Source organism: Nocardia veterana NBRC 100344 (assembly GCF_000308855.1).
Taxonomy (GTDB): Bacteria; Actinomycetota; Actinomycetes; order Mycobacteriales; family Mycobacteriaceae; genus Nocardia; species Nocardia veterana.
This window is the reverse complement of record NZ_BAGM01000208.1, coordinates 43,713-59,693: the sequence shown is the minus strand read 5'-3', so window position 1 is coordinate 59,693 and position 15,981 is coordinate 43,713. Positions and strand designations below refer to the sequence as shown.

The 15,981-nt window shown below is 64.2% G+C and carries 12 protein-coding genes; 6 read left to right on the top strand and 6 right to left on the bottom strand.

Features of this window, described 5'->3' with window-relative positions:
* Positions 1 to 18: 18 nt before the first annotated feature.
* Positions 19 to 1,650 (bottom strand): PEP-utilizing enzyme, encoded by a 1,632-nt coding sequence (locus tag ON37_RS29705; protein ID WP_040724209.1) that lies wholly within the window; start codon positions 1,648 to 1,650, stop codon positions 19 to 21.
* A 331-nt stretch (positions 1,651 to 1,981) separates the two neighbouring features.
* Here ON37_RS29705 and ON37_RS29700 point away from each other — a divergent pair, with 331 nt between their 5' ends.
* Both ON37_RS29700 and ON37_RS29695 read left to right on the top strand, forming a co-directional pair.
* Entirely contained in the window at positions 1,982 to 2,497 is a 516-nt protein-coding gene (locus ON37_RS29700) for a MarR family winged helix-turn-helix transcriptional regulator (RefSeq protein WP_040724208.1), read from the top strand.
* 357 nt (positions 2,498 to 2,854) lie between these two features.
* Positions 2,855 to 3,928 carry a porin PorA family protein gene (locus tag ON37_RS29695; RefSeq protein ID WP_306306523.1) on the top strand — a complete coding sequence of 358 codons (1,074 nt, stop codon included), beginning with the start codon at positions 2,855 to 2,857 and terminating at the stop codon, positions 3,926 to 3,928.
* Positions 3,929 to 4,229: 301 nt separating this feature from the next.
* Here ON37_RS29695 and ON37_RS29690 read toward each other — a convergent pair whose 3' ends face one another.
* Together ON37_RS29690 and ON37_RS29685 are read right to left on the bottom strand one after the other, a co-directional pair.
* The gene (locus ON37_RS29690; RefSeq protein ID WP_040724206.1) at positions 4,230 to 5,840 is read right to left on the bottom strand and encodes a PEP-utilizing enzyme; all 1,611 of its coding nucleotides are present in this window, start codon (positions 5,838 to 5,840) and stop codon (positions 4,230 to 4,232) included.
* Positions 5,837 to 6,850: a hypothetical protein gene (locus ON37_RS29685; protein ID WP_083893390.1), complete on the bottom strand. Its 1,014-nt coding sequence runs from the start codon at positions 6,848 to 6,850 to the stop codon at positions 5,837 to 5,839. Before ON37_RS29685 ends, ON37_RS29690 begins: the two co-directional genes overlap by 4 nt.
* Before the next feature lie 393 nt (positions 6,851 to 7,243).
* Here ON37_RS29685 and ON37_RS29680 point away from each other — a divergent pair, with 393 nt between their 5' ends.
* Genes ON37_RS29680 through ON37_RS29670 form a run of 3 tightly spaced genes read left to right on the top strand, consistent with a single transcriptional unit; the run spans position 7,244 to position 10,538 of the window.
* On the top strand, positions 7,244 to 8,281 hold the full coding sequence (locus tag ON37_RS29680; protein WP_040724203.1) for a hypothetical protein: 1,038 nt from the start codon (positions 7,244 to 7,246) through the stop codon (positions 8,279 to 8,281).
* Between the two features lie 17 nt (positions 8,282 to 8,298).
* Complete coding sequence (locus tag ON37_RS29675; protein ID WP_157171707.1) at positions 8,299 to 8,904, top strand: TetR/AcrR family transcriptional regulator; 606 nt, start codon at positions 8,299 to 8,301, stop codon at positions 8,902 to 8,904.
* Positions 8,901 to 10,538 (top strand): PEP-utilizing enzyme, encoded by a 1,638-nt coding sequence (locus ON37_RS29670; RefSeq protein ID WP_040724201.1) that lies wholly within the window; start codon positions 8,901 to 8,903, stop codon positions 10,536 to 10,538. Before ON37_RS29675 ends, ON37_RS29670 begins: the two co-directional genes overlap by 4 nt.
* Positions 10,539 to 10,553: 15 nt before the next feature.
* Here the strand turns inward: ON37_RS29670 and ON37_RS29665 are convergent, their stop codons facing one another.
* Positions 10,554 to 12,290: a PEP-utilizing enzyme gene (locus ON37_RS29665; RefSeq protein ID WP_040724199.1), complete on the bottom strand. Its 1,737-nt coding sequence runs from the start codon at positions 12,288 to 12,290 to the stop codon at positions 10,554 to 10,556.
* Between the two features lie 91 nt (positions 12,291 to 12,381).
* Between ON37_RS29665 and ON37_RS29660 the strand changes: the two genes are divergently transcribed.
* Entirely contained in the window at positions 12,382 to 13,197 is an 816-nt protein-coding gene (locus ON37_RS29660) for an SDR family NAD(P)-dependent oxidoreductase (RefSeq protein WP_040724198.1), read from the top strand.
* Between the two features lie 47 nt (positions 13,198 to 13,244).
* Here the strand turns inward: ON37_RS29660 and ON37_RS29655 are convergent, their stop codons facing one another.
* Together ON37_RS29655 and ON37_RS29650 are read right to left on the bottom strand one after the other, a co-directional pair.
* A complete protein-coding gene (locus tag ON37_RS29655; RefSeq protein WP_040724197.1) occupies positions 13,245 to 14,354 on the bottom strand; it encodes an Rv3169 family protein in 1,110 nt (369 codons plus the stop codon).
* The gene (locus ON37_RS29650) at positions 14,351 to 15,769 is read right to left on the bottom strand and encodes a phosphotransferase family protein (RefSeq protein WP_040724196.1); all 1,419 of its coding nucleotides are present in this window, start codon (positions 15,767 to 15,769) and stop codon (positions 14,351 to 14,353) included. Before ON37_RS29650 ends, ON37_RS29655 begins: the two co-directional genes overlap by 4 nt.
* Positions 15,770 to 15,981 lie beyond the last annotated feature (212 nt).

The following is a 15,981-nucleotide window of genomic DNA, read 5'->3' as shown; positions in this document are numbered from 1 at the left end:
TTCGTCTGTCCGGCAAACTCAGGCGGACTGCGCCGCGTCGGCTCGCTCCAGCACCTTGACGAGATTGTCGGTACCGTTGACCAGAATTCGGTCACCTTCGCCGATAGCTCGGGTCCCGTTCTCGGTACCGATCACATACGGAATGCCGAGTTCACGAGCGACAACCGCACCATGGCTGGCCGAGCCACCGATATCGATCACCAGCGCCTCCGACAACGCCATCAACGGCGCCCAGCTGGGATCTGTGAACCGGCACACGAGGATATCTCCCGGCTCCAGATCCACTTCCTGTTCGGGATCGATGACGACACGAGCGCGTCCCTCCACGACGCCGCCGCCGGCCGCGGCACCGGCCAACTCCGTGACAGTGCGCCCACCGACCTCGGCTTCGATCGTGATCGGTTCCGGCATGCCGTAGAACGCGAGAGGCAAAACCATCGACTTGTATTCCGCCCTCGTCGCCCGACGCACATCGACGATCTCCTGGGGATTGGCGAGCGTTCCCGCGGCCAGCTCCTGGCATTCCTCGATGGTGAAGAAGAAGACGTCGTCGACCTGCTGCAAAGTACCGGCCGCAACCTGCTGTGCACCGAACTGACGTGCGGCCCAACGGCATTCGTCGATGGCCATCAAATATGCAGCCTTGCCTACCTGCAAGGTGCGCACGATGTTGCGCATCCGGCGCAGCAACCATCGCATCGCCGGGCGCTTCGCCGCAGGCGTCGCCGCCAGCAGCCGGCGCTCCGCCTCGGCGCCTGCCGCCTGCGCGCGCGCAGCGCGGTCCGCGGGTCGCTCTCGCTGTGCCGTGGCGGTGGCCAACGCACGAATCGGGGCCGGGTTCTCCCTCCACACTGTCGTGAACGCGTTGCCTTCGTTCGGCCCGTGATACCCCCAGGCCCTCAGGAATTCGTCTTCCGTGAGCTCGCCCCGGCCCAGGCGCCACAAATCGTCAGCCATGCGCGTCTCGTTCACATCTCCGACGCCCGAGAGCAACTCGACCACCAGGGCGGAGTCACCGGCCTGCTCCGCGGCCGCGGTCACAGCACTCTGGCCGCCTTGGAACATGAAGCGAACGACGCAGTGCTGGGAGAAGATCTTGACGAAGTCCTCGCGCGCCGCTACCAAACGATCGATCGGCGGGATATCGGACGATTGCGCCGCGGGCCCGGACTCGTACACGGTATCGAGCCACTTCGCATACATCTCGTCATGCATGCGGCGCAGGCGTTTGCCGATGCGCAGCAACGTGATCGGCGCTTTGAACATGAGCACCGGCACGCGCCGGAGAGTGCCGTCGAATTTCGGCGCGTCCGCCCGCACACTGCCCATCAGATCGCGCTCGAAGTCGTCGCCGTCCACGCCCGGCAGAGCGGACATGGTCTTCTTGATCGCATCCACGTTGAGCGCCTGCCGCCCGTAGAAGCACGACAGGCCGCGGTCGTTCACATCCGGCGATACCAGGACCTTCTTCTTCGGTATGACCCCGAATGCCGACATCGAATACAGCCAGCCGAGCTCGGCCGATCCCTCCCACACGCTCCAGCACATCGGGGTCATCACATCGGGGCAGGCTTCGCCGAGATTGGTACTGGTCCAGTACCGATTCGGCTCAGAGGTGCCGCGAATCGGATCAGTGACGGCAGTGGACACGAACGTTCTCCTTGCTCCGGCGCCGCGCCTCTTCGGCAGGGCCGCCGATTCCCGGCAGCCAGGCAGCCGAGGTATGGGGCGCGACACGACCAGGTCTGCTTGTGATGGACAGCACAATTACACTCTATTCATAGACTATTTTGCAATAGACCACGTCTGACAATTCGGCGCGACATCCTCACCTGATACCACCATCAGGCTCAATCAGCTCCGATGCCGTCCCGTCAGGGAGGATGTGACATCCCGAACCATGCCCGAGACAGTCGTGTGGACGACCAAATAACTTTGCTAGTAGACTTTTAGTGGTCCTGCCGAGTCAGAGGAGGCCAGCGTGACGAGAACACAGAGGATGCCCGACACCGCATCCGATCCGGTCGATTGGGCCCGGCACTACTGGGAACAGCAGCGGTTGGACGGCGACGAGCAAAGGTTTCTCGCATTGACGTCATTGCTGCGCTACCAGCGGATCGTCACCGATGCGGTCGACACCGAACTTCGCTCGCACGGACTCAACATGACGGATTACCTGCTGCTCATGACCCTGCAGCTGTCGGAGACCGGCACGCGCCTGATCTCCAGCTTGGCGCGCAACCTCCTGGTGCACGCCACGACGGCCACGCTGGCGACCGACCGCCTGGAGCAGCGCGGGATGCTGCGTCGCAGTCCGCATCCCACCGACCGCCGCGCGACCTGCGTCACCATCAGCGAGCACGGCCGCCAAGTCGTCGAGAACGCGACGCGCGGACTGACGACGATCGATTTCGGAATGCAGGGCAGCAGCACGGAGGAGATCAACCGCCTGCACGAGGTCCTCACCGCCATGCGGCATTCCCTCGGCGACGCATAGATCCCCCGAGGCCGACTACGCCGGACGAAGCAGGGGCGCACTCCCGGCCCCGCTTCCCGCCGGCCTTCGCGGCACACAGAAGGCGCGGCCGCCCTCGACGACGTCGTCGTAGCCGACGCTCACCAGGATCTACTCGGCAGTACCACCATCGCTGCCTGAAATTTTACGCGAGTTCGCAATAATCTATCCCTCAATAGTCGCACTTACGATAAAGTGACTCAGGTCATACGACCTGTCCGGCGATTACAGAGCAGCGGTCTGGCTATCTTTGCCGTCCGCTGGCGTCGCGGCTGATCACTTACACAGATTCATCGGCCATCCCGGCGTCTACCCCGTAGCGCGGGAGGCCGACCCGACATGAGGGAGTCCATGATGACCGTCCGAAAATCCTCAGTGGTGTGGCTTGTCCTGGGGGTCGTGCTGATAGCAGCCGCAGCGATCATCAGATTCGTCGCGCTCCCGGCCCTGACGAAACTTCCTGCCGATCTCGATCAATCGCAGAAGTACGAGGGCACGATGCAGACGATCGATCCGAAAGCCTTCGCCGCCAACGACCTCGCCCACTTGCTGACTCCGGAAATGCCGATCACTGCCGATCGCTCGCTCAAGGTCGACACGGTGAGCGGCGACACGGCCATCGTCACCAGCAAGGCCCTCCTCAGCCTGCCGGACGGGTCGACGCAACCGGACGTGCACACCTACGCGGTGAGCCGGGTCGACTATTCGCCGGTCACCATCAGCGAAACACAGGAGAAGTCGCTGGTTCCCAGCGACGACCAGGCCTCCTTCGAAGCCCACAAGGGTCTCGCGTTCAGCTGGCCGATGAATCCGCCGAAAGACGGTACCGCCCTTTATGATCCGGTAACTCGCACCGCGCAACCGGCCGCGTTCCAGAACGAAAGCACGATCGACGGCCGCGACGTCTACAACTACAAGATCGACGCGGCCGGCCCCATCGCCAGCCCCGGCGTTCTGAGCCAGTTCAAGGACTTTCCCAAGCAGCTGCCGAAAGCGGCAGTCGCCGGCCTGCTGCAGGCGGGGATCGTCCCCGTGGAGTCCCGGGCCACGCTCACCGCGGCCCTGCCGGCCATGTCCGATGTCGTCACCATCGGGTTCGGTAGCACGAACCTGATCAACGCCGCCGTCGACAGCCAGTTCGGGGCGCCGTTGAAGGTGAGCCAGACCCAGGGGTTGTACGTGACCGTCCCGGTCGACGGCAAGGACGTTCCCACGATCCCGCTGTCGATCGTGAAGTTGCACACCGCCGATTCCGCGGTCAGCGACACCGCCCACACCCTGTCGAAGAACGCCACGATGCTGTCCTTGCTGGGGGTTTGGCTTCCGATCGTCCTGCTGGTCGTCGGGATCGTTCTCGCCGCGCTGGCCGTCCTGCGCTGGCGGAAACCTGCGCTGGCTACGACCGCGCGGTAAGGGCTCACGAGGCGACACTCACCGGTCCCGGCTCGGCGTCACCCACACCTGTGGGTCTCGATCGAGCCGGGACCTTGCCGTCTCACCACGACTCGGCCCGAACCCTTTGTCGCACTTTATGTTTCCGCGACCATCCGCAACGGGACGGAGTCCGGCACACGACAGCGTCGAGTTTGCGCAGCGCACAGCGTGCCGAAAGTCTTGTCCCCCTGAACCACCGACTCAACTGTATAACGCACAATGGCGAGGGACGTGTAAGTGTCCCTCGCCATTGTGATGGTCGATCGAAAACGCGCAGGCCTCAGGCCGACGAGCGCCTCTCGACTATGGTGACCACGCCCGCAGTTCCGTCCACGCGAATCATGTCACCCGTGCGGATGACCCGGGAACCCGATCCGGTGTTGATCACACAGGGAATTCCGAGCTCACGAGCCACGATCGCGCCGTGGCTCGCGGTGCTACCGATGTCGATGACCACCGCGTCGACCAGCGTGAACAGCGGCGTCCAACTCGGATTGGTGGTTCGGCAGATCAGAATATCGCCGCTGTCGAAGATTTCGTCGTCCACGATGTCGTCCACGACCCTGGCGCGCCCGGACACGACGCCGCTACTCGCTCCGATGCCTGTCAGCTCGGTGACGCAACTGTCCGCTCCGGTCTCCCGCACAGGTTCCGGAACACCGTAGAACGTCATCGGCAAGGTAATGGCGTCGTACTCCTTCCGCCGCTGGCGCCTGAACGCGACGAGCGCGCGAAGGGCCTGCGGGGGCTCGCGGAGTTCCTCCATGGTCAGAAAGAACACGTCTTCCGGGTCCGCGACCATCCCACGCTGGTGAAGCTCCGCACCGAGCCGGCGCGCGGCGGCACGGCAGCCATCGAGCGCCATATGGTATGTCGCCTTACCCAGCTCCAGATTGCGAACCTGAGTAGCGGCCTGTCGAAACAAGAAGCGCGCCACTGGTTTCCGTGTCCTCGGCAGGCAGGCGAGTAGTTCTCGCTCTGCCTCCTCCCGTGCCCTGATCACGTCCTCGGCTCGACTGCGAGCCTCGTCGACCGAGCGTGCGGCGACCGACTTGGTCAGCGCGTGCAGCGGCGACTGGTCCTCTCGCCAAGACGACGTCCACACCATCCCCTCGTTCGGACCGTAATATCCGTGCCGTTCGAGGAACGCCTGCATGGTGAGACGGCCGTTGCCGAGTCCCCAAATGTCCTCGGCGAGGGCGGATTCGCTGACACCACCGAATCCGGAGAAGACCGCCAACGCGAGGTCCGAGCGCCCGCATGCGCCTGCCAGATCGGTCAGCGCACCCTGCACTCCCTGGAGAAAGGTGCGCACGCGAATGTGCAAGCTCATTGTTTCGCGGAATCGCTGCGCGGACGCGTGGAGATCGGCGAGTGCGTCGCCGCCGCCACCGGCGTGGAAAACCTCCTTCTGCCACCACTCGTGGGTGTCCTGGTGTCGCGCGTGAAGTTCGCGGGTTGTGCGTCGGTACGCCGATGGCAACTTCCTCACCATCGCCGGCAGTCGCCGATTGGAACCCTTCGTGTCGGGCATGCCCGGACGGACCGTTCCGCAGATATCCCTTTCGAAATCGTTCGGTGACGCTCCGGGCACGGATCCCATGAACGTGCGCACATAGTCGACGTTGAGCGCGTGGCGCCCATAGAAGGGAAAGGTCTGGCGGAGGTTCGGATCCGATGGCAGGTAGACGTCCGACTTTCGCATGATCCCGAGATCGAACCACGCTTGCCGCACAGCGAGTTCGAAGTTGTCCCACACACTCCAGTCCAGCGCCGCCAAAATCCCCGGCGTGACTTCGCCGGTATTGGCCAAGGTCCAGAAGCGGTCGCTCTCTGAGGTGCCGTGCACCGGATCGAAAAGCGTGTCGGTGGCCGGGGTCAGCGCGCTCATGCCGGCCTGCCGTCGGGACCGATTCGGTCGGTGAAACCCTCGTTCCAGGTGAGCCCATCGGCCAGTGTCCGGGTGTCACCGACCAATCGAGTCTGCCCCAGCTGGGCCCGGTAGTTGGCCCAGCGGGATTGTGAGAACTCGGTCATGCGACCGTTCTCCGGCCCCACGAACCGGTACGTCTTGTCGCCGATACCCCAGGTCGTGTCCACCGGCCAGGCGTCGGCGTCGAGGGTGAACAGCGGGTCGGTCCGGCTCGTCATGGCGACGTCTCCATTGCTCTGCACCACGACGCCAGGGCTGAACCCATCGCGTCCACTGACGAGATGGCCCCATTCGAAGCTTCCGTCGTCGAACTTGTTGCAGAACACGTGCCACATGATCTGGTAGTCGGTGAAGTAGCCATATTCCTTCCACTCCAGGCCATGGCGCCAGAAGGCGTTGTCGAACCAGATCGGGCCGGATACCTGTTTCCCTTGGAAGAGGCCCTCCATCCAGAAGCAGGTCGAGGTGTACAGCAGCGGGCGCTCGAGGGACGGGATGAAGAACTGCACGCCGAGCCCGGCCGACGGTCCCTCCAGCGAGAGGATGTCCCCCTCGTTGTAGATCAGCCGCTCGCGCGTGAACTCCAACTCCACCGGCTGCTCCCCTGCCGGCAAGGTGCCTTCCGGCAGGCGTTGGAAGACGGGATCGAACCAGCGGCGGGACTTGCCGTCGAGCACCCGGCGCAATTCACCACGCGCGCTACGGCCGGAATCCTTGTGCACATCGAGTTCGGCGGCGGGGTCGCCGTTCTGGGTCATGACGAAACAGCCGGAGGTCAGAGAACCGACGAACTTCCGCTCTGCGCAGTACGTCAGACCATCTTCGTCGCGGAAGAACCCGTACAGCCACGTCGTCTGCAGGCCGATGCCGTGCTTGCTCGTCAGAACGGCCATGTCGTCCGGGGCGGGGTCGAAGGTTCCGACCACCGGCTGCGTACCGAAGTCACCTAGCTTGTGCGACGCCATCATCTCTCCTGATACGTAGGTCGGCTCGATGTATCGAGCTGGTGTGATGCTAATCGCACACCACCAAAACGTCTAGTGACAATCTATCTACATATGGATGTTCCAGTTTCGGACCACACGCGACGGCGGAAGTGATACAACTTTCTTTACGCGTATCCGCCACATCGGCACCGGACCGGGATTGGCGCAACGAAACTCGTTGTACAACTTGCTGTTTCATTTCCACGGGCCGGATGCCGATTCGCAGTTGCGCCACCGAGCGCCCGAGGCGGCGTGCGCAGGATCGAACCGATCGCGCTTGCGCCGCATCGCTGCCAACACAGTGAAGCGCCCGCAAGTAATAGCTGTCCAACATCAGTCAACGGAACACAGCGTCCGAGAGAAGCGAGAGAGCATATGACGGGAAGCGAAGCAGAAGCGGCCTCGCCCGAGTTCGGTGAATTCGACTTCCGCACGGTGGTGGGCGCGTTCCAGCCCCGAGTGGCGACCATGCAGCCCACATCCACCTATCACGGGATGGGGATGCAGGTGCAGTACACCTACGCCTACCTCGGCGACGAGGAGGGCAACTCCTATGTGGTCGAACGCAAGTACATCGGCTCGATGACCGGCGGTCTCTACATCATGTGCAATGAGCACGGAACGCTCGGGCTCCGTCCCGAGACCAGTGTGAGCGCGCGTGGCGAACTACGCAGGTTCAGTTCTCCCGAGATGCGACGCTGGTCGGAGCCGGTGTTGCAACGCACCCGAGACACCATCGCGCCCCGCGACGAACGTCCCCTCCACGTCGAATTGACCGATACCTCCGTGTTGTGGGACGAGGGAGACCTTCTCCACCTCGAAGGCACCCCGGGGGCGTTGGGGGTCCAGGGCTATTCCCCGATGCCCGAGGACCCATGGTTCTATTCGGAGTACCCGTGCCGCGTATCGGGGAGAGTCGTAGGACGTCCGTGCCGCGGCATCATGGTGGTCGAAACCGGCTACTGGAAGCACGGAGTCGAACCCAAGGAAGCGAAATTCTTCCGGGAGATCGAGCACAGCTTCAACGCGTTCGGCAATCTGCTCGACGACGGCACCATGCAGTGGGGCACCCTGGTCCGCGGCGGGCAAGGCATGCGAGTCGCAGCCGTGGTCGAGGACTTGAACGGCGTCGGGACGGTCGTACTCGCCAGCAGTGATCTCGATTGCCGCTATCGCGTCGAGGATTCCGGCCAGATCCATTACGCCGAACAAGAATCCGCCGGCCAAATCTGGGAGTACCGATCGAACGGCAGTGGCCATATGGACGACTTCGAGGCGTCACGGTGGGACGGGTACGGCTCCATGGCCGGGATCACGACGTTGCGCGGCGATGCGCGCGGCGTCGAGTTCGGCTACGGCTGGTTCGAGTATTTCCGTCACCGCATTCCCGCGGACAAGCTGATCGCGGGCTGAGGATGCAGACCACGAACATGCGAGCCGATCGACGTCGCGCGATCATCGAGGCGGCGCGAACGATCCTGCGCGACAAAGGGATCGACGGCACTCGAATGGATGACATCGCCGGTGAGGTAGGAATCGCCCGCCCGAATCTCTACCGATACTTCTCGAACAAGGAAGAACTGGTACGGGCACTCCTGCAGGACGAGATCGTATCGGTCAACGACGAACGACGCCGACGCATCCCGATCAGCGGCCCGGTTCGCGACATCATCGCCGAGTCGCTGGTGATCGGTGCCGAGTTGTCGGCCTCCAACGAGTTGCTGTCGGTCGTCTTCACCGAGGAATTCGGCGATGTGGCGGCGAAGCTGGTGGCCGCAGACAGCGGCGTGATGTGGATGGAATGCGATTACTGGCAGCCGATTCTCGATCACGGCCGGCGGCGGGGCGAACTCGTCTCGCGCCTCACTGATGAACGGATCATGCATTGGTTCATGTCCAACCACTACGTCTTCATGTCGCGAAGGGAACTGGTCAGCGGCGACCTGCGTCGCTGGATCGAGGACTTCGTCGTGGCACCGATTGTGGTTCGGCCCGCGCCGACCACGAACGTATCCCAACGAAGGAAACAGTCATGACGAATATCGCAGCAACGGCCGACTACGATCCGGTTCGAGGCGAGAGCGAGCCCGGACGCTACTGGTCCACGACGAATACGGCAGAGGCCACACCGCAAATCCTTACTCCGCTCTGCTGGAGCGTGTGGGGCGACGGTCTGGAGGCCGCCTGGCTTCGCTCGATGGGTGATTTCGGTGTGCTGTCCCGACGCGAGCAAATCATGTCCCGCGATATGAATCGCCGCTCCACCGCGGCGATCTACGGGCGCCAAGCAGTGAACGTCGACGTGCTGCGCGCGGTCCTCGCGCGGCTGCCCGGTGTAGCTCCCGATGACGTCGAACGCGATCTGCTGGGAAGCGTGCGACCCGGCCTCCCACCGGAACCCCGTGCTGTGCAACGGATCCCGATCATCGCCGCGAAACTTCCCATGAGTGCGCTGCGGCTCGACTCCCGTCATGCCGCGCTGTGCGAGAGCCAATACCGGTGGTGGAAGGAGGAGGTTTTCGACGTCGACCCTGCGAACACGCACGCCCGAACCGAGCCCCTCCATCGGCTGCACGTTGCTGCCCAGCGGTTCAGCGATGCGATGTACATACACTCCATCGTGCGGTTCCTGCTGCCGGCAGCGGAGGGGGCGGTTCTCTCGGCAGCCGAGAAGGCGGGGTGCCAGCACATCGTGTCGGACACGCTGCGCGGATACGGAAGTATCGCCGAGACCCAGATGACCGAAGCGTTGTGGGAGGTGGCTCAGGGCCGCCGAACTCTGGTCGATTTTCTGGCGGACTACGGTTTCCACGGACCGAGTGAGGGCAATGTCTACACCCTCTCGTGGCGAGAAGAGCCCGGTCCACTGCACAGCCTTGTGGCCTCCTTCCGCGCCCGCGACGACATCATCAGCGCCAAGGACCGGGAAGAAGAGGCGATGCGGGCCCGTGTACGGGCCGAGCACGAATTACTGTGCCAAGTTCCCAGGCTTCGCCGACCGGCTCTGCGTTTCATGCTCCGCCGAGCGGCCGGACTGACCAGGAAACTCGAACTCACCAAAGCCGCCTACCTGATGGCGTTGGACGGATGCCGGGCAGCCGCCCGAGAACTCGGGTCACAGTACATGTCGGAAGGACGCATCCAGGAAGCCGACGACATATTCTTCCTGACGATTCCCGAAATCGACGCCATGGCTGCCGATCGCTCGTCCCGGGCCGAAGCATGTATCGCCTATCGCCGGTCGCAGCGAGAAATCTACGAAAAAATCGTGATTCCAACCGCATTCACCGGAATGCCCGACATGACGACCGAAGATCCGGCGGTGTTCGCCTGCCCGCCGCCGGACCGTCCTCTCTCGGGGAAAGCATCCGGAGGCGGGCGACGAGAGGGACGTGCCCGAGTGCTGACCCAACCCGATACGGACATAGAGCTCGAAGCCGGTGACATCCTGGTCTGCCGATTCACCGACCCCAGCTGGGCGCCGCTGATGATGTTGGCATCCGCGCTGGTGATCGATATCGGCAGCCAGTCCAGCCACGGTGCCGTTGTCGCCCGCGAATTGGGTATCCCCTACGTCATCGGTACCGAGATCGGGACCCGGGTCATCCACGACGGCGACCGCGTCGTGGTCGACGGCGCTGCCAACTCCGTGGCCATCGTTCGAGACTGACGCCGTATCCGGACCTCAATGAACTGTGATGGTTCCCGCGCCACCGTCCACGGTGATGCGGGTTCCGTTGCGAATCCTCTTGCTGGCATTCGTAACTCCGAGAACACACGGAATGCCCAGCTCCCGGCTCACGATGGCGGCGTGACTCATCACCGCGCCGACATCGACCACCACCGCCTCCGCGGACGTGAACAGCGGCGTCCAACCCGGATCCGTCAACGGAGCGACCAAGATCTCTCCGGGCTCGAGGTCGGCCGCCTCCTCAGGGTCGAGGATGACTCGCGCCGTACCCGTTGCCACACCCGCACACGCGGGAAGTCCGCTCAGCACATCGCCGCTCACCGCCACATCGACGACGGGGTCCTTCCGCTTGGCCCATGTCGTGACCGGCGGAACGCTGCCCGCTTCGATGATGAAAGGAGGCTCGAGCTCGGACAACGCGTCGAACCAGGCCCACCGCTCCGCGATCAGGTCACCGAATCCGCCCGGGTTCGCGATCAGCGCGTCGAGTTCGTCCTCGCGGAACATCGTGATGTCGTCAGGTCGGCGGAAATGTCCTGCAGTGGCATACCTGCGCCCGAGTTCCACCATCGGCAGCCTTCCCTCATGCAGGACCCGGACAGTATTGGTCTTACTCTGCTCGCGGGCCGGGGAGTACACGGCGACCGACCGCAGCGCGGCCTCTATTCTCACCAGTTCAGGGGTGCCCGCCAGCTGCTCTCGCAAGTCAGCCAGAGCCTTCTCCCGCTCGGCGCGCAACCGGCGCGCCTGCTCGGCAGGATTCTTTTCCTCCGGCTGCAGCCGCATGCGGTCGATCATGCCCAGCGGGATGGCGGGAAATGATTCCCAGGTCTTCGCGTTCGCTTCCCACTCCTGCGTCGAGCGGGAGCCGAAGCGGTACAGGAGGTCATCGAAACCTGCGACGAATTCGGCGATGTCGGGATCGGCGGAACTGCGCAGGCGGCGCTCCAGGTCGCTGGGACCGGCGTCGAACTCGGCTCGAACGGTCGGCGACTCCTGAGCCATGCGTCCCAACTGCCACATGACGTCGTTGGGAGCGGCCGATGCCACATTTCCGAGCCCGCTCATCAGCGTCACCGAGAGACTCGGCTCCCCCAGCGGCGCCAGGGCCTCCTCGAGGGCGCCGGTGACCACCGAACCCTCGTACACCATGCGCAGATGGGTGCGCAGCAACGGTGGATAGATCTCACGGAGCACGTGGCGCTGCCGCTCCAACAATTCGGCATCGGTCATCGCCGCCAGATCGGGACGCTCCGCGCGCAACTTCTCCGCGAGCAGACGATGCTCCTCGAGGTCGGGACGTTCGGTCTCCGCCATCACTCGACCGATGGTCTCGAGAATGCGCTGCGTGTACTCCGGCTTGGCGTCATCCGGATGAGGTACATAGGCCGGCGCTTTGGTGTCGCCGAGGTAGGTGCGGTCCATGAGGTCCGGTGTCGCGCCGGGCATTCGGGCGCCGAAGGTCCGCATATTCGACAGGTTCAGGTAGACGTATCCGTGCACCAGTCCCTGGATGTCCAGAGTGTCGGGGCGAAATTCGTCCAGATCGAACGCGCCGAACTCCGCCAGCGCCTGCTTCCACTGACGCTCGTTCGGAGGGCCTCCGATCATCGTCCAGAACAGCGGGGTGGCGACCGTGCCCGCGACCTCCGCGACATTGGCTCGCGTATAGACCGGCCACCGTGTGCTGAGTTCGTTGTCGACGACCCACGGCTTCGTGATGTCCACCATGACACAGCGCTCCTCTTCATCCTCGACGCCGTTCGCGCTTGACGGTACCAGATAACACAACTATTGATAGTTAGAGTTATTAGGAGGAAGCGTGGACGATCCGTTTCGGCTGGACGGCAAGACGGCACTGATCACCGGGGGAACGAAAGGCATCGGACTGGCAACTGCCCAACTCATGCGGCAACGCGGCGCTGACGTGGTGATCTGCGGACGTACCGTAGAAGCCGGCACGGCCGTCGCGCAGCAATACGGCCTCACCTTCTACCGAGCCGACGTCACCGACGAGAACGACGTCCGCGACGTGATCGACGTATGCGACTCTCGCCACGGCGGAATCCAGGTGTTGGTGAACAACGCCGGGCCGACCGATCTGCTGCACACGCGAGACGTGGACGGGCCGATCGGCACCGTCACACCGGAAGCCTGGCGGCAACTCATCGATCGCACACTGACGTCGTGTTATCTCACGACGCACTACGCCCTGCGCACGATGGTCCAGGCCGGCTCGGGAGCGATCGTCAACATCTCCTCGATCGCCGCCGCGCAGGCGATGCCGGGCTTCGACGTGTACGCCGCGGGGAAAGCCGGCCTCGAAGCGATGACTCGATCGGTCGCGATCGGTTACGGGCACCTCGGCGTTCGGTGCAACGCGATTCGAGTCGGCACCATCGCCGTCGACCACGGAGATGGCAATCGGCAACTACTCCCCTCCGCCGACACCGCTCCCGACGCGTGGCGCCGAGCCGAGCCGCCGGCCGCCGGCAATGCTGCCGACGTGGCGAACGCCGCGCTGTTTCTCGCCGCTCCCGCCGGCGCGTACGTGACCGGCGTCGTCCTCCCGGTCGACGGCGGGCTCGGCGCTCGCTCGCTGATGCCGTGGCAGACACCCCGGCCGCAGCGTGCATAACTGCCCACGGGGGATAAGACCACAGCACGTGGAGACAAAACGCCGCGCTAATCCAACCCGTAATGGGGCAAGGCCCCGCGGGTCATCACGGTGCAGTATCCCGTCGTTCGGACACCGTCGACCCGCACCGTGGCAAATTGCTCTCTGTGCCCGCTCGGGGTCGAGTTCCCGCCCAGCAGCACTTGTTCGGGCGGGACCAGGTCGTACACATCGTGCTCGGCGATCTCGCCGCGCGGGACCCCCAGTCCCCTGCCGTCGTCGAACCCTCCGTCATAGCCCGTTCCCGCGTACGCCCACGGTTCGAGTAGCGGAGCAGCCTCGATGTCGAAGGATCGCCCGTCGTCGCAGTCAACGTGCAGTGAGACGGATTCATACACCCGGGCACCGTCGACGAACCGGGGCGACAGGTCCGCCCGGATCACCGTCGCGTGGGTGCCGTCCGAGCCGATGACCTCGCCGTCGAGATAGGTGACCCGCCCCGCCGCGTCCTCGCGCCGCGAGATACAGATCGACGTATCTGCAGTGGCGCAATACAGCACTGCGTGCAGCATGGGCGCCGCCCGGCCCGCCGCGGGATCCGCGACAGACCGGTCCAGTCCACCGACGCCGGGCCGGACACCCCAGGAGTGGTCCCGCACTCCCCACCAATCACGAACGTCGATACGTTCGTCATCGACGCTGAGCCAGCCGTTCCAGCGTCCGATCTGGTTGTATCGGGTTATCTCCTGCGTGATCCGGCCCGTGCTGGCGTCGAGGTAGTGCTCTTCGGTGTAGGGGTCGAACGACGAGCTGTAGACCAAGTCCGCCGACAACGGCGTGGTCGCGCCGGACCACCGCACTCGCAGTTGTCGATAGGGCTCGAGGACCTCGACGGATAGATCACCGACCGCGGTCGCTTCGAGGTCCGCCGCAAGTGGCCGCGACCACCTGGCGTTGTGCTGACGGCGACCGGCCTGGACGGCGCCATATCCATCGCAGACGTGCATGTTCTTGTAGAAGGCCATCCCGGACAGAAATCCCGCCCTGCCTTCCGGGTCGACCCCCGCGAACCAGTATCGGTCGTAGAAGCGATGATCGGAGGTGGCGGCGAACCGAAACGGCCACGGCGCCTGATGCATCAACGTCTCGTCCAGCGAATGCAACGCCCGGGTGCTCACAGCTGCACCTCGAAGGCGTTCTCCAGACCGCTGAGCAAGAACCTCGGCGCGTGCAGTAATCCCAGAACACCGTCCAGCAACGTACGCGGCTGCGAGACGAGTCGCCCGAGCCCACGATAGGCTCCGACGAATCTCCACGCATCGTGCCAGACGCTGTAGAAGCGCAACCGATCGTCGTCGGGGGCCTCTCCACCCGCTTCTCGATAAACGCGCAAAAAGTCCTCCCACGGCTGCACTCGCGTGACGTGGGGGCGAACATAGGCAAGGTCCTGCGCGGCATCCCCGACCCGGGCGCGCTCCCAATCCAGCAGTGCCGTCAACGCCCCGTCGCGGACGAGAATGTTGTGGAACCCAGGGTCACCGTGCAGCAGGACGGGCCTGGGCACCCCCGAGGGGGCATGCGTCCTCAGCCAGGCGAAGAGCAGATTCTGCAGCGGGTGGACGACCAGTCCGCCAGCCGGATCAGCGGCGGCGACCAGCCGCTCCTGCTCATCGATCGCTGCGAGGATCTCACCATGCGTCGACATCGGCGCGACCGGGGTATCCGGCATATTGTCGAGTTCGACGGTATGCAGCCTCGCCAGCGCCCGAGCCAACTCTCCCGCCGCTTCCGGGCCGGTGCCTTCGTCCGGCCCGAAGACATCACCGAGATTGCCGCCCTCCGCGCGGCGTGAGGCGAAGAACGGACCGCCTAGAGCATTGGATTGCGGTTCGATCCACAGCGGCTCGGCGACAGTCACTCCTCGCTCCCAGACGAAGCGCAGTACCTCGTATTCCCCGGCCAGCGTGTGCGAGTCACGTCCCGGAGTGATCTGGCGTAAAACGATCCGTTCGGGCTCGCGTCCGGGCCGGCGCAGACTCACCGCGGTCGTCGTCTTGGAGAATCCGCCGGACAATTCGGCGACCGACTCCACCGAGATCGGCTCTCCCGTCTTCGCGCGCAGATACTTTTCGACCTGCGCGACACTCAACCCGGACGACGTCTGCCTTCCGAGCCAATTCATCACGGTCGCTTCCGTTTTCAAGCGCTCGGCGGGTCCCGCAGTACCCAGTTCGGGCAGGTCGGTGCGCGCCAGAAGGTGCAGCACCCGTGCGGTCAGCTCATGCGGCACGAGGTCACCCGCAGCCAGCGGTTCCGCGGTATCGGCGACAGTCCGGTACGGATCGTGGTGCGGGTCCAGCTCGGCCCACGGCGCCACAGCCGACATCAGCTCCGCGAGCTCGTCGCGGGCGCGGGCGCGGCGTGCCGGCAGCAAATCGGTCAGCACCGCGCGATGAAACAACGCGTCCGCGACCTCCAGAACATGCGACTGCTGAGCCTGGTCCGAATGCGCGCTTTCGAGTTCGAGCACCAGAGCCCGATGCACACCGGTCACAGTCGCCGTCGCGTCGACGGTTTCAGCCTGTGCGAGCACGGCACCTCCTCACCACGAAATCGCTATGCGATTTAGTCTAACACTAAAATATCTACTACTCATACATATCACTTTCGACTCCGATGTGCCGCAGCGGCTTACGCCCGAGCCCCGGCACAAGCTCGACGTGAACAGCTCTAACAGAAAATAGTCAATCAGTAGACAAACTACCTCGGGTGGCCCTACCGTCTTCCGGCATGAGAACTACGCCG

Excerpts from the sequence above, each read along its gene's own strand:
- ON37_RS29695 (WP_306306523.1), top strand. The coding sequence starts at position 2,855 with ATGAGGGAGTCCATGATGACCGTCCGAAAATCCTCAGTGGTGTGGCTT.
- ON37_RS29690 (WP_040724206.1), bottom strand. The coding sequence starts at position 5,840 with ATGAGCGCGCTGACCCCGGCCACCGACACGCTTTTCGATCCGGTGCAC.
- ON37_RS29685 (WP_083893390.1), bottom strand. The coding sequence starts at position 6,850 with ATGATGGCGTCGCACAAGCTAGGTGACTTCGGTACGCAGCCGGTGGTC.
- ON37_RS29680 (WP_040724203.1), top strand. The coding sequence starts at position 7,244 with ATGACGGGAAGCGAAGCAGAAGCGGCCTCGCCCGAGTTCGGTGAATTC.
- ON37_RS29675 (WP_157171707.1), top strand. The coding sequence starts at position 8,299 with ATGCGAGCCGATCGACGTCGCGCGATCATCGAGGCGGCGCGAACGATC.
- ON37_RS29670 (WP_040724201.1), top strand. The coding sequence starts at position 8,901 with ATGACGAATATCGCAGCAACGGCCGACTACGATCCGGTTCGAGGCGAG.
- ON37_RS29665 (WP_040724199.1), bottom strand. The coding sequence starts at position 12,290 with ATGGTGGACATCACGAAGCCGTGGGTCGTCGACAACGAACTCAGCACA.